Origin of the sequence: Companilactobacillus kimchiensis (genome assembly GCF_001438805.1) — a bacterium.
GTDB lineage: Bacteria > Bacillota > Bacilli > Lactobacillales > Lactobacillaceae > Companilactobacillus > Companilactobacillus kimchiensis.
Genome location: NZ_JQCF01000006.1, coordinates 1 through 18,783 on the forward strand (window position 1 = coordinate 1; position 18,783 = coordinate 18,783).

The following is an 18,783-nucleotide window of genomic DNA, read 5'->3' on the forward strand; positions in this document are numbered from 1 at the left end:
AGTCCCCCGATATTGCCGAGCGGAAGACGGCCGCATAATGACAACTTCGTTGACTTACACTCTAACCAAACTTTTGAGTAAGAACAAAAATATCTAACCAAAATAATCTGTTGATTTTGGTTAGATATTATTTTTAAGAATAATTAGTTTTTATTACTTTCGAAACGAGTGTTAAACAATGGACTAACTGGTTCATTGTCGTGAACACGTTTGATAGCTTCACCGATAAGTGGTCCAACTGAAACTTGTACCATTTTACCGATAATTTTATCTTTAGGAAGATCGATTGAATCTGTAACAACCAAAGTTTTGATTGGTGAAGCTTCAATTCTTTCGATAGCTGGACCAGAAAGAATTGGGTGTGTACAACATGCATAAACTTCAGTAGCACCGGCATCGATAAGTGCTTGTGATGCTAATGAAATTGTACCAGCTGTATCAATCATGTCATCAATAATGATGGCACGTTTGCCTTGAACATTACCAATAATGTTCATAACTTCAGCAACGTTGGCACGAGGTCTACGTTTATCAATAATAGCAATTGGTGTCTTCAAGAATTCAGCAAGTTTACGGGCACGCGTTACACCACCATGATCAGGTGAAACAACAACGGCGCCTTCTTCAAGATGATTTGATAAGAAATAATCAGCCAATAATGGGGCACCCATTAAATGGTCAACTGGAATATCAAAGAATCCTTGGATTTGTGCAGCATGAAGATCAAGTGCAAGAACGCGATCAACACCAGCACGTTGTAACATATTAGCAACTAATTTAGCTGTAATAGGCTCACGTGAACGTGATTTACGATCTTGTCTAGCATAACCATAATATGGAATCACAACGTTGATAACACTAGCTGAAGCACGTCTTAGTGCATCAACCATGATCAATAATTCCATCAAGTTGTCATTAACTGGGGCTGAAGTTGATTGAATCAAGAATACTTCTGAACCACGAATACTTTCGTCGATATTAATTTGGATCTCACCATCACTGAAACGTGTAACTGATGACTTACCTAGTGGTACGCCTACTTCTTTAGCAATTTTTTCAGCTAAAGGTTTGTTTGAGTTCAATGCGAAAATCTTCATTGGTTGTTCGTTATTTTGACATGACATTTAATTATTCACCCTTATTTCCATTCTTCACTATTTGATAATGGTAATCTATCCCAAAAATCTTCTTTATTTGTTTGTCTTGATCGTGCAATAGCCATTGCATGCTTAGGAATATCATCTGTAACAGTTGAACCAGCGGCAATAAATGAATGATCAGACATTTCAACTGGAGCAATAATATTTGAATTGCTACCAATAAATGAATGGTCACCAATATTACTGTGCCACTTCTTAACGCCATCATAGTTTACAAAGACGACTCCACAGCCAACATTGATATCAGTTCCTAAAGTAGCATCACCAACATAAGTTAAATGACCAACTTTAGTTCTATCACCGATTTTAGCATTCTTAATTTCACAGAAGTTACCGATATGAACGTCACGGCCAATTTCTGCTTTGGGTCTTAGATGAGAATTAGGGCCAATGTTACTACCCTTATGCATAACGGCACTTTCAATTGTAGAGCTAATAATTTCTACATTATCTTGAATTTCAGAATCTGAGATTCTAGAGCCAGCACCAATAATACACTCGGAGCCAATACTTGTCTTACCAAAAATTTTTACATTTGGTTCGATAACTGTATCGTTACCAATTTCAACATCAACATCGATATAAGTATTATCTGGGTCAACAATCGTAACGCCATCACGCATATGTTGTTCATTGATTCGACGACGCATGATTTTTTCAGCTTGTGACAAGGCAACACGATCATTAACACCTAATGATTCACTAAGATCAGCCATTTGATAAGCTGAAACCTTTTCGCCTTGTTCTTTAAGCAATGAAATTACATCTGGTAAATAATATTCACCTTGTGCATTCTCATTCTTAACTTTATGCAAGTTTTCAAATAGTAACTTATTATCGAAAACCAAGACACCAGTATTGATTTCTTGGATTTCTCGTTCACTTCTTGAAGCATCTTTTTGTTCAACAATTTTTTCAACATTGCCATTATCATTACGGACAATACGACCGTAACCAAATGGATTCTCAGCGTGAGCTGTCAAAATTGTAGCGGCTGCATCTTCTTTTTCATGAAAATCTAATAGATTTTCAAAAGTTTTTGCAGTAAACAAAGGCGTATCACCAGTAACAACTAAGGTTATTCCTTCTTTATTACCTAAATCCTGCTCAGCTTGTAATACAGCATGACCTGTACCCAATTGTTCAGATTGTAAAGCATACTTTGTTCTATCACCAAGTAAATCTCTAACTTTATCAGCACCATTGCCAATAATAGTTTCAACCATATCAGGTTTGATCTGTTCAATTTGAGTTAAAACGTGATCAACCATGGCTCTACCAGCAACAGGATGCAATACTTTGTACAATCTTGACTTCATTCTTGTACCTTTTCCAGCTGCAAGAATTATTACATAACGATTCGACATCAGAAACTCCCTTCAGTCATTCAAATATCCTTATATATAATAGCATTATTATATATGACTGCTCAATCAAGAATTTATTCAAAATAACTGAAATCGGTATTAGTTAAATAATTTCCTGGTTCAACGTTCAAAATTCGGTTCTGTGTATCAATTTTAGTTACTTTAAAGATCGAGGTAATATCGCCATCACCAAATTGACTGTGAATATTGATATTCTCAGCAAAAACAGTGGCACCAACAAAAATAGCGTTGAATTCAGAGATCAAGCTGCGCAAACCATTAATGGTACCGCCACCCTTCATGAAATCATCAACAACTAAAACTCTCGAACCCTCATCCAAACTACGTTTTGAAAGTTCCATCTTTTCAACTCGATCAGATGATCCTGAAGCATAGTTAACACTAATCGTTGACCCTTCAGTGATCTTTGAATCCCGACGAACGATCACAAATGGAATATTCAAGAAATTAGCAACGCTTTGGGCGATTGGTATACCCTTAGTTGCCACCGTCATAACGACATCAATTGAGCTTTGTGAATACTGTGTAGCAATCATCCGACCAATTGTTCTCAACAATTCAGGATCAGCCAATAAATCGGTTAGATACAAATAACCACCTGGCAAAATTCTTGTTGGAGCAACTAATTTTTTCGAAGTCGTTTCGATAAATTCAGTAGCTTCCTTCTTAGAGATTCCCGGTGTAAAAATAACACCACCACCGGCACCTGGCAATGTCTCCAGAACTCCAATACCCCTAATCATAAAAGTTCTTCTCAAAATACCTAAATCCTCAGATATTGATGACTTAGCTGATTCATAACGATCGGCAAAATATGCCAATGAAATCAATGTGTGTGGTCGTTCTAATAAATAGCGAGTCATATCAATTAAACGTTCGCTTCTTCGTGTTTTCATCTTTTTTTCTCCTAAAACATATCTTCCTACAAGATTATAAAGCAAAACAATGAACAATTCATGTTTTTTTGGAAGTAAAATGTAGCATTATCCAAACTTTAGTATTTTTATACATAAAAATACTATTCTTACTCAAGTTCGATTAGAACGAAAGTTAACTTAACTTTCCGTCTTCCACAAAAATCGGAAATAAGCTGGAACGCTGTGGGCATCGTTTCGAACCAACTCAAGTTCGGAGTTGTTTTGAAATCGAGCCTTCTACTAAGCCAGCAAAGTACGGAGGCTGACCAAGTAGAATTCCACAGCTGAGCTTATTTCCGATTTTTATTCCAGACTATATAACGCTTTGACTATTTGATTTTGTTAATTCAAAACATGCTCTTAACTCAAAAAGCTTATATTAACTGATTTTTTTCAATACAAGCTTTTACTAATTCTTAGAAAGATAAATTTTAATAATAGAAATTTATTTAAAATCAGTAACATAAAAAACAATTTCTGGTTATACAATATAGAAACCAATCAACTAGCTCGGAACAAGGAAGAAAAAATGGCTCAATAGCGAAGTTTAACTTATTCGGCGAACCTTGCCGAATTAGTTAAAGGCCAAGCTTGAAGACTATTGTCAATGCCTTGTGCATTGATGATAGTCTTCAAGTTGTGCCCGCTATGTTCCAGCCAATTTTTTCTTCCTTGCGGAGAGCGGAATCCTAACGCCAACTTCGTTAACTTTCGCCCCAATAGAACAAAAAAAAGAGGCTTGAACTATTATGTTCAACCCCCTCAGTAAGGAACGCTTATTATTCGGCTTCAGCTTCAACTTCTGGATCTTCAGTTTCGGCTTCAACTGGTTCTTCGCTATCGAAATGGATATCAATTGATTTTGTTAGTAGATCAGCATAGCTGTATGAAACTCTTTCAAATGAGTTTTCATTTTGGTCAAGATCGACCACGAAAACGGAATGGAATGTTTCAGATAATGTTCCGCGACGGCGGACAACCTTTTTACGACCTGCTTGTGCAACAATAGTCAAATTCTCACCTAAATGAGAATCCAAACGACTCTTAATTGTGTTCAATGATGTTGGCATTATAATAATCACTCCTTAGGAGTGAAATTTTACCACGTCTTACTGAAAATTACAAGAAAATAATATAATTATAATCTATTTTTTGTTCATTTCTACGGCTAACTGTTTAAATTGTGGAATAGAAACTTGTTCGCCGCGCGCATTCTCAGCAATACCACATTTTTCAAAAACTTCTTTGATCATTTCCCGATTTTCATCAGTACGTCCTTGCCAATTTAATAAATTGTTCATCAAGTTCTTACGCTTTTGCATGAAAGAAGAACGAATCAACGTATTGAAGAAAACTGGATCTTCAATGTCGATTTGATCTTTGGGCAAACGGTCCAAAACAGCTACAGCTGAATCAACTTTAGGTCTAGGAATAAATGATTTACTCCCAACGATGCGGTCAATTCTAGCATTCATCTGTGTTTGAACGGCAATTGTCAATGAACCATATGATCTGTGCCCCGGATTGGCAGTGATTCTTTCGGCAACTTCCTTTTGCATCATCAAAACTAAGGATTGGAATGGATAATCACTATTGATCAAGTTCAACATAATCGGTGTCGTGATGTAATAAGGTAAATTAGCAACAACCTTGATGGTCTTCCCTTGTAATCCATTCTCTTCAACAAATTTATCGAGATCAACTTTTAGAATATCTTCATTGATCACTTCAATATTGTCGTAATACTGTAATGTGTCAGCCAAGATAGGAATCAAGGCTTTATCAATTTCAAACGCAAAAACTTTTTCGGCAACTTGCGATAACTTTTCAGTCAAAGCACCGATACCAGGCCCGATTTCAATAGCAATCTCATCGGATTTCAAACCACTTGCATCTACAATACTATCTAAAACAGTTTCATTAGTTAAAAAGTTTTGTCCTAAACTCTTTTTTGCACGTAATTTATATTTACGCATAATATCATTGGTACGAATAGGATCAGCAATACTTAATCTAGTTTGTGTCATGAGTACTTCCTTCATCAAAATTTTTAACTGCAGCCACCAAATCACTTGGGACTACCTGAAACATATTTAATCGATTTAAAAATTGTTTTGCATTTGTATAACCGATCTTCAACTCCGCCCCGACTGCCAATCTTCGCTGATGCGAATCGGGATCTCCTACTAGTCCTAAATCAACCATATCATCTTGATCATATTTTTGAAAATCATGATCCGTTCTCGTATAAACGGCTTGCAAAGCGGCCTTAATATCTTCATCTCGAGCATGTTCAATTCCTAAACTACCATCACTATGCTTGGGAACTGCTTTATCTCTAGGTAAAAAGGCTTGTTTAGCATTAGGAACTGCCTTTTGAATAATGGTTCGTAGGCGATTGCCATTGAAATCAGGATCAGTAAAAATAATAACCCCGCGTTTTTCATTAGCAATTTTAATTTGTTCAACTGTTTCTTTATCAAGTGCCGAACCAGTCGTTTCAATTGTATCGACATCACCGAAACAATCTTTTAAACGATTGGTGTCTGACTTACCCTCTACTACAATAATTTCTTTTATTTTCGTCATAGTTATAGATTATACACTTGGTGAGCATTGTTAAAAGTATGTTCAGCAACTTCGTCAGGTGTAATCCCTTTATATTTAGCAATCGCATCGACCACATATCTGGTATAAGCGGGTTGATTAGGTCGACCACGATATGGTTCAGGTGTTAAATATGGAGCATCAGTTTCAACCAATAGGCGATCAAGTGGTGTATTCTTAGCTGACTCTTGAACCTCAGGAGCATTTTTGAAGGAAACTACTCCACTATATGAAATCCATAGGCCCAAATCTAAAAACTTATTGAGCCAATCAAGATTACCATTAAAACTATGCATGATAATTCCGGACTTTGACATATCATGATTTTTTAAGATCTGATACATATCGTCAAAAGCATCCCGACAGTGAATAGACACTGGCATATTGTATTGTTGAGCAACATCTAGCTGTTGTATCAAGACCTTTTGTTGAATCTTAGGGTCAGGATCTTCTTCCCAATGATAATCGAGTCCAATTTCACCAATTCCTACTACTTCTGGTAATTTGATTTGATTAACTAATTGTTCTTCGTTATATTCTTCAACGAATTCTGGATGCCAACCGATAACCGCATGTAATGGTTGGTAATTTTGAGCCAAACGAATTGCTTCAATATTGAAAGCTTCGTTGGAACCAATAATTGCCATTTCATCAACATCTAATTCTTTAGCATTATCAATGTATTGTTGGGTTTTACCAGCAAATGCTTCGTCATTTAAATGTGTATGAGTATCAAAAATTTTCATTATCCTAAAATAGCTCCATTTTTGTGTGAATTATCAACAATGGCTAGTTTTACTTCATCACCCATTTCAGTTGAAAGTAACATTCCGTTACTCCATTCGCCAACCATCTTACGTGGTTTCAAGTTAACAACAGCTAGGACCTTTTTACCAACTAATTTTTCATAATCAGGATAGAATTTGTGCATCCCTGAAAGAATTTGACGATCAACTCCTGAACCATCATCAAGTTTAAATTGTAATAGCTTGCTTGAATTTTCAACTGGCTTAACGTCAAGAATCTCAGTTACGACCATCTTAACTTTTTCAAAATCATCAAATTCAATTTCCTTAGGGAAACCATCGTCTGATTCTTTTTGAGCCTTGGCTTTAGCTTGAGCGGATTTGCTCAACTTACCAGCACCGTGTTTAGCTTGTTCTTCAGCCATCTTACCCTTGATGTAGTTAACTTCTTCTTCAGCGTCTAGACGTGGGAAGATTGGTTCTGGTTTAGCAGTAACTGTTTTACCAACCACTGTGTCACCAAATTCTAGGGACTTGTCATTGTCATAATCAAGACCAAGTTGAGCAAACATCTTAACTGGAGATTGTGTCATAACTGGACTGATCAACAAGGCAATCAAACGGAGTGATTCTGCTAAATGACCAAGAACTGCTTGTAATTCAGCCTTCTTACTTTCATCTTTAGCAAGAACCCAAGGTTGTGTTTCATCAATATACTTGTTAGCTCGACTAATGAAGGCCCAAACACTAGCTAAGGCATCTGGGAATTCAAACTTATCCATATGATCACGGTAATCCGTTAAGGTATCAGCATATGATTTTTCAAGATCTTTATCGAGATCAGTTACAGCCGCAATTGAAACTACTTTACCAGCATCATATTTGTTGATCATTGAAATAGTTCTGTTCAACAAGTTACCCAAATCATTGGCTAGATCATAGTTAATCTTGTCGACGTAATCCTCAGGAGTGAAGACTCCATCATTACCAAATGGCATAGCACGCATTAAGTAATAACGAAGTGAATCAAGTCCATATCTTGAAACTAACATTTCAGGATAAACTACATTACCCTTAGATTTAGACATTTTACCGTCTTTCATTAACAACCAACCGTGGCCGAAAACTTGTTTAGGTAATTCCACGCCTAAAGCCATCAAAATAATTGGCCAATAAATAGTATGGAAACGTACGATTTCTTTACCAACAAATTGTACATTAGCTGGCCAGTATTTCTTGAACAAAGAATCGTCGTCACTTTCATAACCTAAGGCAGTAATATAGTTCAACAAAGCATCGATCCAAACATAAACCACATGTTCAGGATTACTTGGAATTTTGACACCCCAGTTAAAACTAGTTCTTGAAATAGCCAAATCTTCAAGACCCGGTTTGATAAAGTTATTGATCATTTCGTTTTTACGAATCTCTGGCTCGATGAAAGTTGGATTGTCATTATAATACTTCAATAAACGATCAGCATACTTGCTCATCTTAAAGAAGTAACAAGGTTCTTTAACTAGTTCAACTTCGTGACCTGACGGAGCTTTACCACCACTAACGTTACCGTCTTTATCATGGTAAACCTCAGCTAATTGTGATTCAGTAAAGTATTCTTCATCATCAACTGAATACCAACCAGCATATTCACCCAAGTAAATATCACCTTGTTTAATTAAACGTTCAATGATGTTTTGAACAGCTTTAACGTGATAATCATCAGTTGTACGAATGAACTTGTCATTAGAAATATCTAACTTCTTCCAAAGCTCCTTGATACCTTTAGCCATCATGTCAACGTATTCTTGAGGTTGCATGTGCTTTTCTTCAGCCTTTTCCTCAATCTTAAGACCATGTTCGTCAGTTCCCGTTAGGAAGAAAACGTCGTAGCCTTCATTACGCTTGTAACGAGCCAATGTGTCCGCTGCAATCGTTGTATATGAGTTCCCAATTGTTAATTTTCCTGATGGATAATAAATGGGTGTTGTAATGTAAAAAGTTTTTTTCTCTTCAGTCAAAATATATTAACCTCCACCGCTTCTAAATTGATATTAAGTATAGCATTTTTTTATAATTGTGAAAAAACGTTCATAGCATCGTCATCAATTGCTAGAATCGACGAATCAATGTTTAAATCTTCTTTATTAATGACTACTAATTTAGCTTCTGGCGAACTGTACTCTAACAAACCTGCGAAAGGATAAACCTTAAAGCTCGTACCAACGACTACTAATAAATCCGCCTTTTGAACCACTAAAGCAGCCCTCTGAAAATTGACTGGATCAATATTCTCACCATATAAAACTGTCGTCCCCGGACGAATAATCCCGTCGTCTTCATGATGTCTGAAGTCTTTTAGGTATGATTGATAAGTAAACTCCTGACCACAAGTTAAACAGTGAATATTATCGTATAGATTCCCATGGAATTCTACAACGTTCTTTGCTCCAGCTTTAGTGTGTAATTTATCAACATTCTGAGTGACTATGGCACCCTTTTGATTACTGATCTCAGCCATTTTTTGATGAATAATATTTGGTTGGGCTTCCGGAAAGTACATATTGTGAACTACAAAGTCATGAAAAATATCAGGATGTTGAACTAAATTGTCGTGGCTCAACATATATTCTGGTGGAAAATTGTATTTTTTACGTTTATAAAGTCCATTCTTCGAACGATAATCAGGTATTCCTGATGGTACAGATACGCCAGCACCAGTTAGAAAAGTTACAAATTTAGCTTGCGCTAGCAAGGCCTTAAACTCTTCGATTTTATCGGACATAAACTTTACCTCTATCTGATCAAATATTTAATAGCTTCTTGTTTAAATACATCATCAACCGTGTATTGATAAAAGGCTTTGTAAAATTCAGGGGTAACTTTAGTTGGATCAAGATTCAAAGTTGCGACACTTTGACCATCGTTGATTCCAATCAAAGCAAAACCATCTCGTTGTGTGGCGCGGTTTTTGTACTCAGAATGCTTGATTTGATAGACCTGATCCAATGACAAGCGTAATTGACGTTTTGAAATGACCGGTGTGATATTCAAGAAGGTATGGAAATGTAGTCCTTGATAACCATTAGAAATAATTATTTCATTATAGGCATCCAAAGCATTGATCAAAGCACGTCTAAATTGGAATGGTACCGTCAAATCATTGCTCTCGGCAATTTCAACTAACTTCTTAGCATATTTATACGACGTAGAGAACTCATTTTGCCAGTCTGCGTCATCTTCATGCTCTCCGAAGATCATACCGTCAAACATAATTAAAGTACGGTAGAAGCGCATATTTGCCAAATCTAACTGTACATTTGGACGAACAGCTCGGTTTACACCTTCCAAATAGGCTGCCTTAGTTTCTGCGTTATAAGTTCCATCTTCTTTTTGCATCTTCAAAACGGTCACATGTTCCAATGTTTCGAAAATGGAGTTGGCAATCGATAAAATTCGACCATCTAGCTCACCCTTGTTAGTCGTTAAGGCACAAGAAATACTTGGCTCGTCAGATAATTCTAATTCAATATGATGTAATTCATGCGCTAAAACAAAATCGCTATATTTTTCATTAGTAATAATTATTTTAATTTGATCATTTTTGATCTCATGATCGGCTTGATCAAGAGTTAAAACATCTTGATCAGAATAGTCCGAATACATTACAATTTTTTTATTATATTGTTGTTCAATCTTTTCGACCTGTTTTACAATATGGTCAGACAATTCATTATTATTTAATTGTTTCATTATTAACACCTCATATAAAGGAGATTTTTGTATGAAAATATCAGTTGCTCTTTCAAACAATTTGTTACCAGACAAATACGGAAAACACGCTGCTGCCAATGATATAAAAAATGGGAAACCTATTATCAGCTTCCCAATTAAATTATCAGATATTCCGGCAGATGCAAAAACAATTGCTTTGATCTTTACTGACCCCGATTCAATTCCAGTTTGTGGTTTTGAATGGATTCATTGGACTGCCGCAAATATTCCTAGCTCTCAAGTTGAAATACCTGAAAACTTCAGTCAAACTGCCACAGCCCCAATTGTTCAAGGTAAAAACAGTTCTGCAAGTCCATTATTTGATGGTTCTAAAGACGTAGCCATTGGTTACAATGGACCCAATCCACCAGATCAAATCCATGATTATGTACTCAAGGCATTTGCTCTAGATGATAATCTTGATTTGGAAAATGGTTTTTGGATGAATGATCTATTACATAAAATGGATGGTCATATTTTAGCAACCGCCAAAAAGACCCTACCAAGTCGTGCTTAATTATCCTTAGTCTTGAAGATTCATTTTGTGAAAATAATTGAAGACATAACCTTCTCTAACACCGAAATTCGAAAAGCGAATTTCCTTAGAGGGGGTTTTTTTGATGATTTCAGAAATGATCAAAATACCACCTAAAATCACCTCATATCTTCCATCACTCAATTCCTTGATCTGACTACGTTCTTCCAATGAAGAATGAATCAATTGATCAAATAACTCATCAATTTGGTCACGCGAAATGACCGAATTGTGTAAGGTCTTTTTTCGTTTACCCTCACGATTCAAAATACTAGTGACAGCGCGCAAAGTTCCACCCAATCCAACAAAATTAGCTGGTGCACTCATCCAAGCTAAACTTTCTAATCGTTGACTGATATCTTTTCGTGCTGCTTTTAATTGGTTTTCTTTGATTGGATCACTCGCTAAATACAAATCTGAAATCGAAATAGCTCCGATGGGAATACTTAGGCCATGTTTGAGACGACCCTTTTTAGCCAAACTGATCTCACTACTACCACCACCAACATCAACTATCAAAGCATCTTGGATTCGCATGGTGCTTCTGACAGCCACGTAATCGTAATATGCTTCTTCCTGTTCATTAATGATTTCTAATTGCAAACCAGTTTCTTTCAAAACAGCAAAAATCAATTGATCTTGATTTTTAGCCATTCTAACAGCTGCCGTTGCAATCAAACTAGTTTGATCGACGTCGTATCTTTCGATTCTTATTTGAAATTTTTTTAAAACATCAACTGTCTCTTCAATTTGATCATTGGTCAAAAGTCGACTCTGAGCGATTGATTTTCCAAGTCTAACGGGCTCACGCCAACGATCCAAAGTTTTAAAACGATTCTTTTTTGAAGATTTATACACTGATGTTCTAATGGAGTTAGATCCAATTTCTATAACTGCTAACTTCAAATCTACATCACATCCCATTGTACCAATTATATAAAAAAATAGACCTACATAGTAGGTCTATTTGAAGAAAGCTAAGAAATTAATTCATTATTTAATTGTTTACGTCCATTAAAGAATTGTTTATAGCCTAAATAACAGGAAATTATCGAACCAATACTCGTTGATGCCAGCAACATAAAAGTTACCATGATCTGATATTTAATGGCTTTAACTGGATCTACTCCTGCAAAAATCAAACCTGACATCATCCCTGGAAGACTGACTAGACCCAAGGTTTTTATTGAATCAATCGTTGGTTGCATACCGCTTTTGATACTGTCACGTAAAATATCAAGTGAGGCTAACTTAATATCTGCACCCAATGCTAATTTTTCCAAAACTTGTTGATGGCGATCAGTAAAGGTTTGTTTCATATTTCGATAGCATAAACCAATTGCCACCATAATATTACTAGCAATCATTCCCGTAACTGGCACGATTTGCTCAGGAACGAATTTAATTGATCCCGTTAAGACCAAAGTCGCCAATGTAATCGTCGTACCAACAAAAATTGCCAATAAAGACGATTGAAAGGCCTTAGGAATACCATTGCCACGTTTGCCAGCATTCCATGAAGCATTCAAGACGATGATGATAAAGCAGGCCAAGGTCAACCAATTATCATTTGCCTTGATGACAAATTTTAAAACATATCCAACTAAAGAAAGCTGAATCACGGCACGAATAACACCGATAATAATATCTTTATCAATATGTAACTTTTCTACATAACCAATAATCAAAGCTACTAAAACCAAAATGAACCCTAATGCCAAAGTTGAATTAGAAACTGTCAAATTAGTCATGCGCCATTTCCCCATTTCTTATTTCAATTTTAGCGGTTGCCTCATTTATCTCTGACTCATCGTGAGTAACCCGAAGAATTGTTAAGCCACGTTGATTAAATTCATTTAACATTTTATGCACAATTGCCTTATTTTCAGTATCCAATCCAGCAGTAACTTCATCGGTTATCAACACTTCTGGTGGAAAAAGTAAATTTCTCAACAAGGCAATCCGCTGTTTTTCCCCACCTGAGACATCATTCACACTCTTATCAATATAAGTCTCATTCAAATTAACCATTTCCAAATAACTAATAACTTGGGCTTGATCAAAATCCTTTTTACGAACTTCAAACGGAAAAGCTAGATTATCCTTAACCGTTTTACCAAATAAAGTTGGCTGTTGAAATGCGTAAGAAACTTTTTGCCGATATTCAATCGATTCGAATTTTTCAATTGCTTGACCGTTAAAAAGAACTTCTCCTGAAGTGGCACTGATCATTGATGCTAAAATACGCATCAGTGTACTCTTACCACTACCCGACGGACCAATTACAGTCAAATATTTTCCTTTTTCAATATCTAAATTAATGTGCTTCAAAATTTTTGTTTCGCCAACTTGATAAGACAAATCTCTTACTTCAAATATTTTATCCACAGTTATACCTCAATTTATTTACAGTAATCTTTCCAGATTAGTTTGATATGGAACATGTGCCATCTGCGGTACTTCATCCCATTTGACTGGATAACCAGCACCATGAGCACAGAAGACTGAATCGGGGGTGTTTTCCAAATCCGAAACTGGATCATATTGATATTTCTCAACGATCTCAGTTGCATTGTGACATGGTAGGTATCCGTCAACAAGACATTCCAACTGCCCTTGACCATGTGTATACGCATTAACTGCCTGTGAGTAACCTTGCATTTCCGAAACAGGTGCTGTCCCCGTCAAAATAGTTGTTCCCAAATTGGAACCAACTTGAGCTGACACTTCTGGAGTATCAAAGCTGCCGCTCATTTTTTGAATATCATTCATAGCCCGACCAACCTGATCTTGGCCCACTTCCAAACGAAATTTATACCAAGGTTCTAATAATTGACAAGCATCTTGAGTTTTTGCCATCATCAATCCCTGTCTAACAGCTCGCCAAGTGGCTTCCCGGAAATCTCCACCGACTGAATGGACATTGCTAGCTTTGCCGCTAACTAGGCTAATTTTTATATCCGTGATTGGTGAACCTGTTAACACACCCAAATGTTCCTTAGAACTGATATTAGTTTCCACCTGATGCTGCCAATTACGGCCCAAAACATCCAACATACACTTAGACTCAAAAGTTATTCCTGTACCCAGAGCGGTTGGTTGTAATAATAAATGTACCTCGGCATAATGACGCAATGGTTCAAAATGTCCGACTCCTTCAACCGCCTCAGTAACTGTTTCTTTGTAGAGAATACTCCCTTCTCCAAAACTAACCTCTAAATCAAATCGATCGAAAAGTAATTGTTGTAAAATTTCCAATTGAACCTCTCCCATGATTTGAACCCGCAACTCCTGTAAATGTTCTGACCACGACACATGCAATTGGGGATCTTCATCTTCCAATTGTTTCAGAGCGGTCAAACAAACGTGAATATCATTTCCCTTAGGATCAAGAGCATAGTTCAATACTGGTTGAATCGTTGCTTTTTCAGCGGTGCTTTCTTTGCCTAGACCTTGTCCAGGACGTGTTTGCGTCAATCCTGTAACTGCACAAACACCACCAGCTGGTATTTCTGGAACAACCTCATATTTGGATCCGTTATAAACCCTTAATTGGTTGACCTTTTGTTCATCGACCAAAACTGCTTTAGTTTTCAAAATACCACCAGTTACTCGAACCCAAGTTAAACGTTCACCTTTTTCATCATGAGAAATTTTGAATACTTGCGCACCAAAGTCAATTTTATGCTTAGGTTCATTAGCCCATTGCTCTATTCCATCTAAGAAACTTTCAACACCGGAAATTTTTAAAGCCGAACCAAAATAGCATGGGAAAATTTCCCGATGTTGAATCATTGTCTGAATTGTCTCATCAGCAATTTCCCCAGTGGTTAAAAAGTCTTCCAAAACCGCATCATTTTGCATAGCAATTTCTTCATAAGACTCTTCTGGTATTTCAGTTGTTTCTCCATTACCAAAGACAATACAGCCTGGAGAAAGCAGTGTCTGTAATTGCTGGATGACCTGTTGTTTATCGACACCACTAGCATCCATTTTGTTAACAAAAATAAACGTTGGTACTTGGTAATGTTTTAGTAATCGCCACAAAGTCCGCGTATAACCTTGCACCCCATCAGTCGCCGAAATAACTAAAATGGCATAATCTAAAACACTCAAAACTTGTTCCGTCTGTGAAGCGAAATCAACATGTCCCGGTGTATCCAATAAGGTCAATTCTAAATTTTGATACTGTAAACTAGCTTGATGAGAAAAGATAGTGATCCCTCGTCTTTTTTCTAAAGCGTCAGGATCAAGAAAAGCATCACCGTTATCTACACGTCCCAGTTTTCGCAAACCACCAGCTTGATACAGCAAAGCTTCTGAAAGTGTTGTTTTACCAGCATCAACATGGGCCACGATTCCTGCTACGATGTGTTTCATAATTAATATCCCCTCTCAAGTTCCTGTTTAACATGTTTATATTCTAAGTGAATCTGTCGTGGCATTCAACTTATAGACATATCGATTGGATCAGCACAACTTTGAACCCATCGCCTTTTAATGATTTCTTGATAAATAATTTAAATAAAAAAGTGCTAACCCCAATAAAGGATCAGCACTTTTAATTTGTCATAAAGTAATTTAATAAAGATCGAAATCAATTCAGTTAAATTTTGATTTTTATACCAGACAGTATTTTTTAACTATCTAATTATGAAAAGACACGTTTTACACCAGCAATGTTTCCACGACCACCATAAATTGAGTGTACTTGAACAGCAAATGGCCATGATTCGATCATTGTTGATGGATCCAAAAGAATACCAACATGCCAAATAATTCCAGTTGAAGGGTCTGTGAAGAAAATCAAATCTCCTCTTTGACGATCATTGAAGTTAACATGAGGAATTCTTTCGTCAGCCCAGTAATCGCGACTATTCCATTCGTTACCTGGTTGAGCATGTTGAATCGCTGTAATTGGAGCTGAATCAACACCTGAGGCATAAAGTGCTTGTGTAACTAGACCAGAACAGTCAACCCCATAATCAGGTGAACTAGCTGCACCAGTAATCCATGATTGACCAATATACTTGTATGCTTGGTTGATCATAGCTTCAATATGGTCTGAACGACTACTTGTAATATTTGTTTGTAATGGAGCAACGTATGAATCAATACCATACCATGTGCTTTCAACAAAGCCCATAGCTTTCCATGTAGCCAAATCAACATTTCCAGTTACAGGTAGACCTTTGCGAGCTTGAAGTGAACGAACACTTGCAGCTACAGAACCATCATAAACAGTATGAACGTTTGAATAACCAAAGTATCTTCTAACAAGCCAAGTTTTGATTCCTTCAACACCATTGTAAAGTTCATATCCGACGGCACCGCCACCAGGTTGAATTTGAGTATTTTGAATCTGTAACCAACCATTTGGATTTTGGTAAGCCGGAGCAGTTGTTGAATCATCACTGTTGACCCAAGTGTTGTTACCAATTTGATAGAATGTTTTATCATTACTATTATCTAAACGACTGTATTTCCAAACTGAGTTAGCTCCAAAATTAGGTTGACCACTCTTTACAAATCCAGTTTCATTACGAGTATAGTTAACGGCACCATTTTGTGTAACACGGACAATTCCGTCTGATGAAACACCATAATCTAAAGTAACATCGCTACCCTTAACAAATTCTTCTGTAGAAACACGGTAGTAGGTACCACCGTTATAAGCTAATTTTTCATCAGTTAACCAAGGAGTATTAGCAGCAAGGGCACGATCAGCAACTTGTGAACCGTCTTGTTTATAAAGTAGAGCAAAATGATCACCAGTTGTAACTACTCCCTTAACTTGAGAAATACTTGCCGCAGTTGTATCCGTTGTAGCTTGTTCAGCCGCAGCGTTAGTTGTAGCAACATCAGTTGCTTGTTGGGCAGCAGCTTGTTGAACTGGTTGTTGAGTATCCTCTTGTGTTGTAGTTACTTGTGCATCTTGAGTTGTTTGTGTTTGAACGGGTGTACTTTGTGTGGCCTGTGAAATAGCTTGTGTATTTTGTACATCCGTATCAACAGTTTGAACTTGTGCATCAGTAGCAGTATCAGCTTTAACTGTTTGTTCTGTAGCGACAGTCATCATTGCTAAAGCTAGTCCACAAATAAAAACTAATTTTGACTTCTTATTCATTTAATTTCCCCTAATAACTTATTGCACGTCTATTTTGCGTGTTCCAATTATCTATAAATTGATTAATTCCCATTTGTAACGTTTGATCAGTCCAGCAATCATTATAGTAAACATAATTCTTGTCGTAACCAGTCACTGTTAAAGCATGATATGGAAAACCGTATAAAGTATTCCAAGTAACAACTGGATGGCCAAGGTTAATTTGATATTTGATAGCATCAAAATTTTGACCAGTTAGGTCTTTAGCTGTACCTACATATTGTTCAACTAAGCTCATCAAAGCTGATGGAAAAATAGTAATTCCAGTTGAATCCCATGGTTGACCAATATAACCATAATTTGGATTACTGCTACGTGGCATTTCACGAGCCATTTCCATCTTATCGACCTTAGCACCAGCATATTGCATCATCATTGTCACAGCTGTAATTTCACAACCATTAGGCAATTCTGGACGTTGAGCAATCAAAGGCACACCAGTGATCCAGTCAGCATCCTTATATTGACCGTTATTAATAACTACATAATCTTGTGGAACCCAAGTATTAACACCAATTTGGTACCAATCCTTGCCCCCAATCAATGCATGGTTACTGACTTTCCAACTACTACCAGTTGGTAAATTTTCACCAGTATAAACGGCTTTATTACCATAACCCTGAAATGAATGCGCACTGGAACCAGTCTTGTAAACAATAGTGGCATCCCCTTGATAAGGTTGAACATATGATTGATATGAACCATCCTTACCGTTGACAAATTCTGTCGTTGAAACTCGATAATAGGTAGAACCGTCAGTCATCGTATTCCGCGTATCGGTATACCAAGCACTATTAGCACTTAAACCACGATCCATAACCTTACTGCCATCAGCATTATATAACGATACCAATTGATTACCAGTTGTATAAACTCCATCAATAGCTTCATTATTGATTACTTGATTATTATCAGTTGTCTGTGCATCTTGAACTTGTGTCGGATCAGTTTGTACTTGATCAGTTGTCTGATCAGGTGACTTTTCACTATCGACTTCAGTTGAATTATCCTTTGTCGTTACTTGTGAATCAGTGTCGGCGGTGTCTAACGCATTTTGTGTGTCAGTCTTTGTGTTCTGACTATCGTTTGACTCCACGTTGACGTTAACTTGATCAGCTTTAACAACGTAACTCGTTGAAAAGAAACAGCTTGATGCAAGAATTGTTGCGTAAAGTAATTTGTATTTTAACCCCATAAATTTTCCCCTTCCAAGGAACAATTATGATGTACCTTTATTTAAATATCAATATTAAATAAATAACCATTTTTATTATTCATTGCTTTGAAAATCATTCTCGTAATATTTCTAAATAATTTTTGAAATTAATGATTTTATTTGATTAGTGGTTCCCTTCCACCTGCTATAAAAATCGAAATTAGACCGGAATCTGATGGGTACGACTAAAAATATTTTATTCCAAAAGGCCTCTAGTTCGGCTTTGTTCTAAGTAAATTCCCCACTTAGAACAATTTCAATACTGAGCCAATTGCGG

Annotated in this window: 17 protein-coding genes; 1 reads left to right on the top strand and 16 read right to left on the bottom strand. The window is 36.6% G+C overall.

Translation table 11 applies throughout. The features are described 5' to 3' along the window. Positions 1-143: 143 nt before the first annotated feature. The 10 genes from IV57_RS04355 to IV57_RS04400 form a co-directional block, all read right to left on the bottom strand. Entirely contained in the window at positions 144-1,124 is a 981-nt protein-coding gene (locus IV57_RS04355) for a ribose-phosphate diphosphokinase (protein WP_057880285.1), read from the bottom strand. A 14-nt stretch (positions 1,125-1,138) separates the two neighbouring features. Beyond that, on the bottom strand, positions 1,139-2,527 hold the full coding sequence (glmU, locus tag IV57_RS04360; protein WP_057880286.1) for a bifunctional UDP-N-acetylglucosamine diphosphorylase/glucosamine-1-phosphate N-acetyltransferase GlmU: 1,389 nt from the start codon (positions 2,525-2,527) through the stop codon (positions 1,139-1,141). A gap of 74 nt (positions 2,528-2,601) precedes the next feature. Continuing rightward, entirely contained in the window at positions 2,602-3,444 is an 843-nt protein-coding gene (gene purR, locus IV57_RS04365) for a pur operon repressor (RefSeq protein ID WP_057880287.1), read from the bottom strand. Positions 3,445-4,244: 800 nt separating this feature from the next. Then, positions 4,245-4,535: a Veg family protein gene (locus IV57_RS04370; RefSeq protein WP_057880288.1), complete on the bottom strand. Its 291-nt coding sequence runs from the start codon at positions 4,533-4,535 to the stop codon at positions 4,245-4,247. 75 nt (positions 4,536-4,610) lie between these two features. Next, entirely contained in the window at positions 4,611-5,492 is an 882-nt protein-coding gene (rsmA, locus tag IV57_RS04375; protein ID WP_057880289.1) for a 16S rRNA (adenine(1518)-N(6)/adenine(1519)-N(6))-dimethyltransferase RsmA, read from the bottom strand. Next, positions 5,479-6,054 (bottom strand): ribonuclease M5, encoded by a 576-nt coding sequence (gene rnmV, locus IV57_RS04380; RefSeq protein WP_057880290.1) that lies wholly within the window; start codon positions 6,052-6,054, stop codon positions 5,479-5,481. The genes rsmA and rnmV overlap by 14 nt, the downstream gene beginning before the upstream one ends. Before the next feature lie 2 nt (positions 6,055-6,056). Continuing rightward, positions 6,057-6,818, bottom strand: coding sequence for a TatD family hydrolase (locus IV57_RS04385; protein ID WP_057880291.1), 762 nt, complete (start codon positions 6,816-6,818; stop codon positions 6,057-6,059). Beyond that, positions 6,818-8,836, bottom strand: coding sequence for a methionine--tRNA ligase (gene metG / locus IV57_RS04390; RefSeq protein ID WP_057880292.1), 2,019 nt, complete (start codon positions 8,834-8,836; stop codon positions 6,818-6,820). Before metG ends, IV57_RS04385 begins: the two co-directional genes overlap by 1 nt. Positions 8,837-8,886: 50 nt before the next feature. Continuing rightward, a complete protein-coding gene (locus IV57_RS04395) occupies positions 8,887-9,588 on the bottom strand; it encodes an NAD-dependent protein deacylase (protein WP_057880404.1) in 702 nt (233 codons plus the stop codon). A 23-nt stretch (positions 9,589-9,611) separates the two neighbouring features. Further along, a complete protein-coding gene (locus IV57_RS04400; protein WP_057880293.1) occupies positions 9,612-10,568 on the bottom strand; it encodes a hypothetical protein in 957 nt (318 codons plus the stop codon). Between the two features lie 31 nt (positions 10,569-10,599). Here IV57_RS04400 and IV57_RS04405 point away from each other — a divergent pair, with 31 nt between their 5' ends. Then, a complete protein-coding gene (locus IV57_RS04405) occupies positions 10,600-11,106 on the top strand; it encodes a YbhB/YbcL family Raf kinase inhibitor-like protein (protein ID WP_057880294.1) in 507 nt (168 codons plus the stop codon). Between the two features lie 6 nt (positions 11,107-11,112). Here the strand turns inward: IV57_RS04405 and IV57_RS04410 are convergent, their stop codons facing one another. The 6 genes from IV57_RS04410 to IV57_RS04435 form a co-directional block, all read right to left on the bottom strand. Then, positions 11,113-12,030, bottom strand: coding sequence for a Ppx/GppA phosphatase family protein (locus IV57_RS04410; RefSeq protein ID WP_057880295.1), 918 nt, complete (start codon positions 12,028-12,030; stop codon positions 11,113-11,115). Between the two features lie 71 nt (positions 12,031-12,101). Beyond that, positions 12,102-12,875 (bottom strand): ABC transporter permease, encoded by a 774-nt coding sequence (locus IV57_RS04415; protein WP_057880296.1) that lies wholly within the window; start codon positions 12,873-12,875, stop codon positions 12,102-12,104. Then, a complete protein-coding gene (locus tag IV57_RS04420) occupies positions 12,868-13,512 on the bottom strand; it encodes an ABC transporter ATP-binding protein (protein ID WP_057880297.1) in 645 nt (214 codons plus the stop codon). The genes IV57_RS04415 and IV57_RS04420 overlap by 8 nt, the downstream gene beginning before the upstream one ends. Before the next feature lie 18 nt (positions 13,513-13,530). Continuing rightward, complete coding sequence (locus IV57_RS04425; protein ID WP_057880298.1) at positions 13,531-15,504, bottom strand: elongation factor G; 1,974 nt, start codon at positions 15,502-15,504, stop codon at positions 13,531-13,533. Between the two features lie 271 nt (positions 15,505-15,775). After that, positions 15,776-17,251, bottom strand: coding sequence for a peptidoglycan-binding protein (locus IV57_RS04430; protein WP_057880299.1), 1,476 nt, complete (start codon positions 17,249-17,251; stop codon positions 15,776-15,778). A 10-nt stretch (positions 17,252-17,261) separates the two neighbouring features. Beyond that, entirely contained in the window at positions 17,262-18,485 is a 1,224-nt protein-coding gene (locus IV57_RS04435; protein WP_057880300.1) for a C39 family peptidase, read from the bottom strand. Between the last annotated feature and the right edge of the window lie 298 nt (positions 18,486-18,783).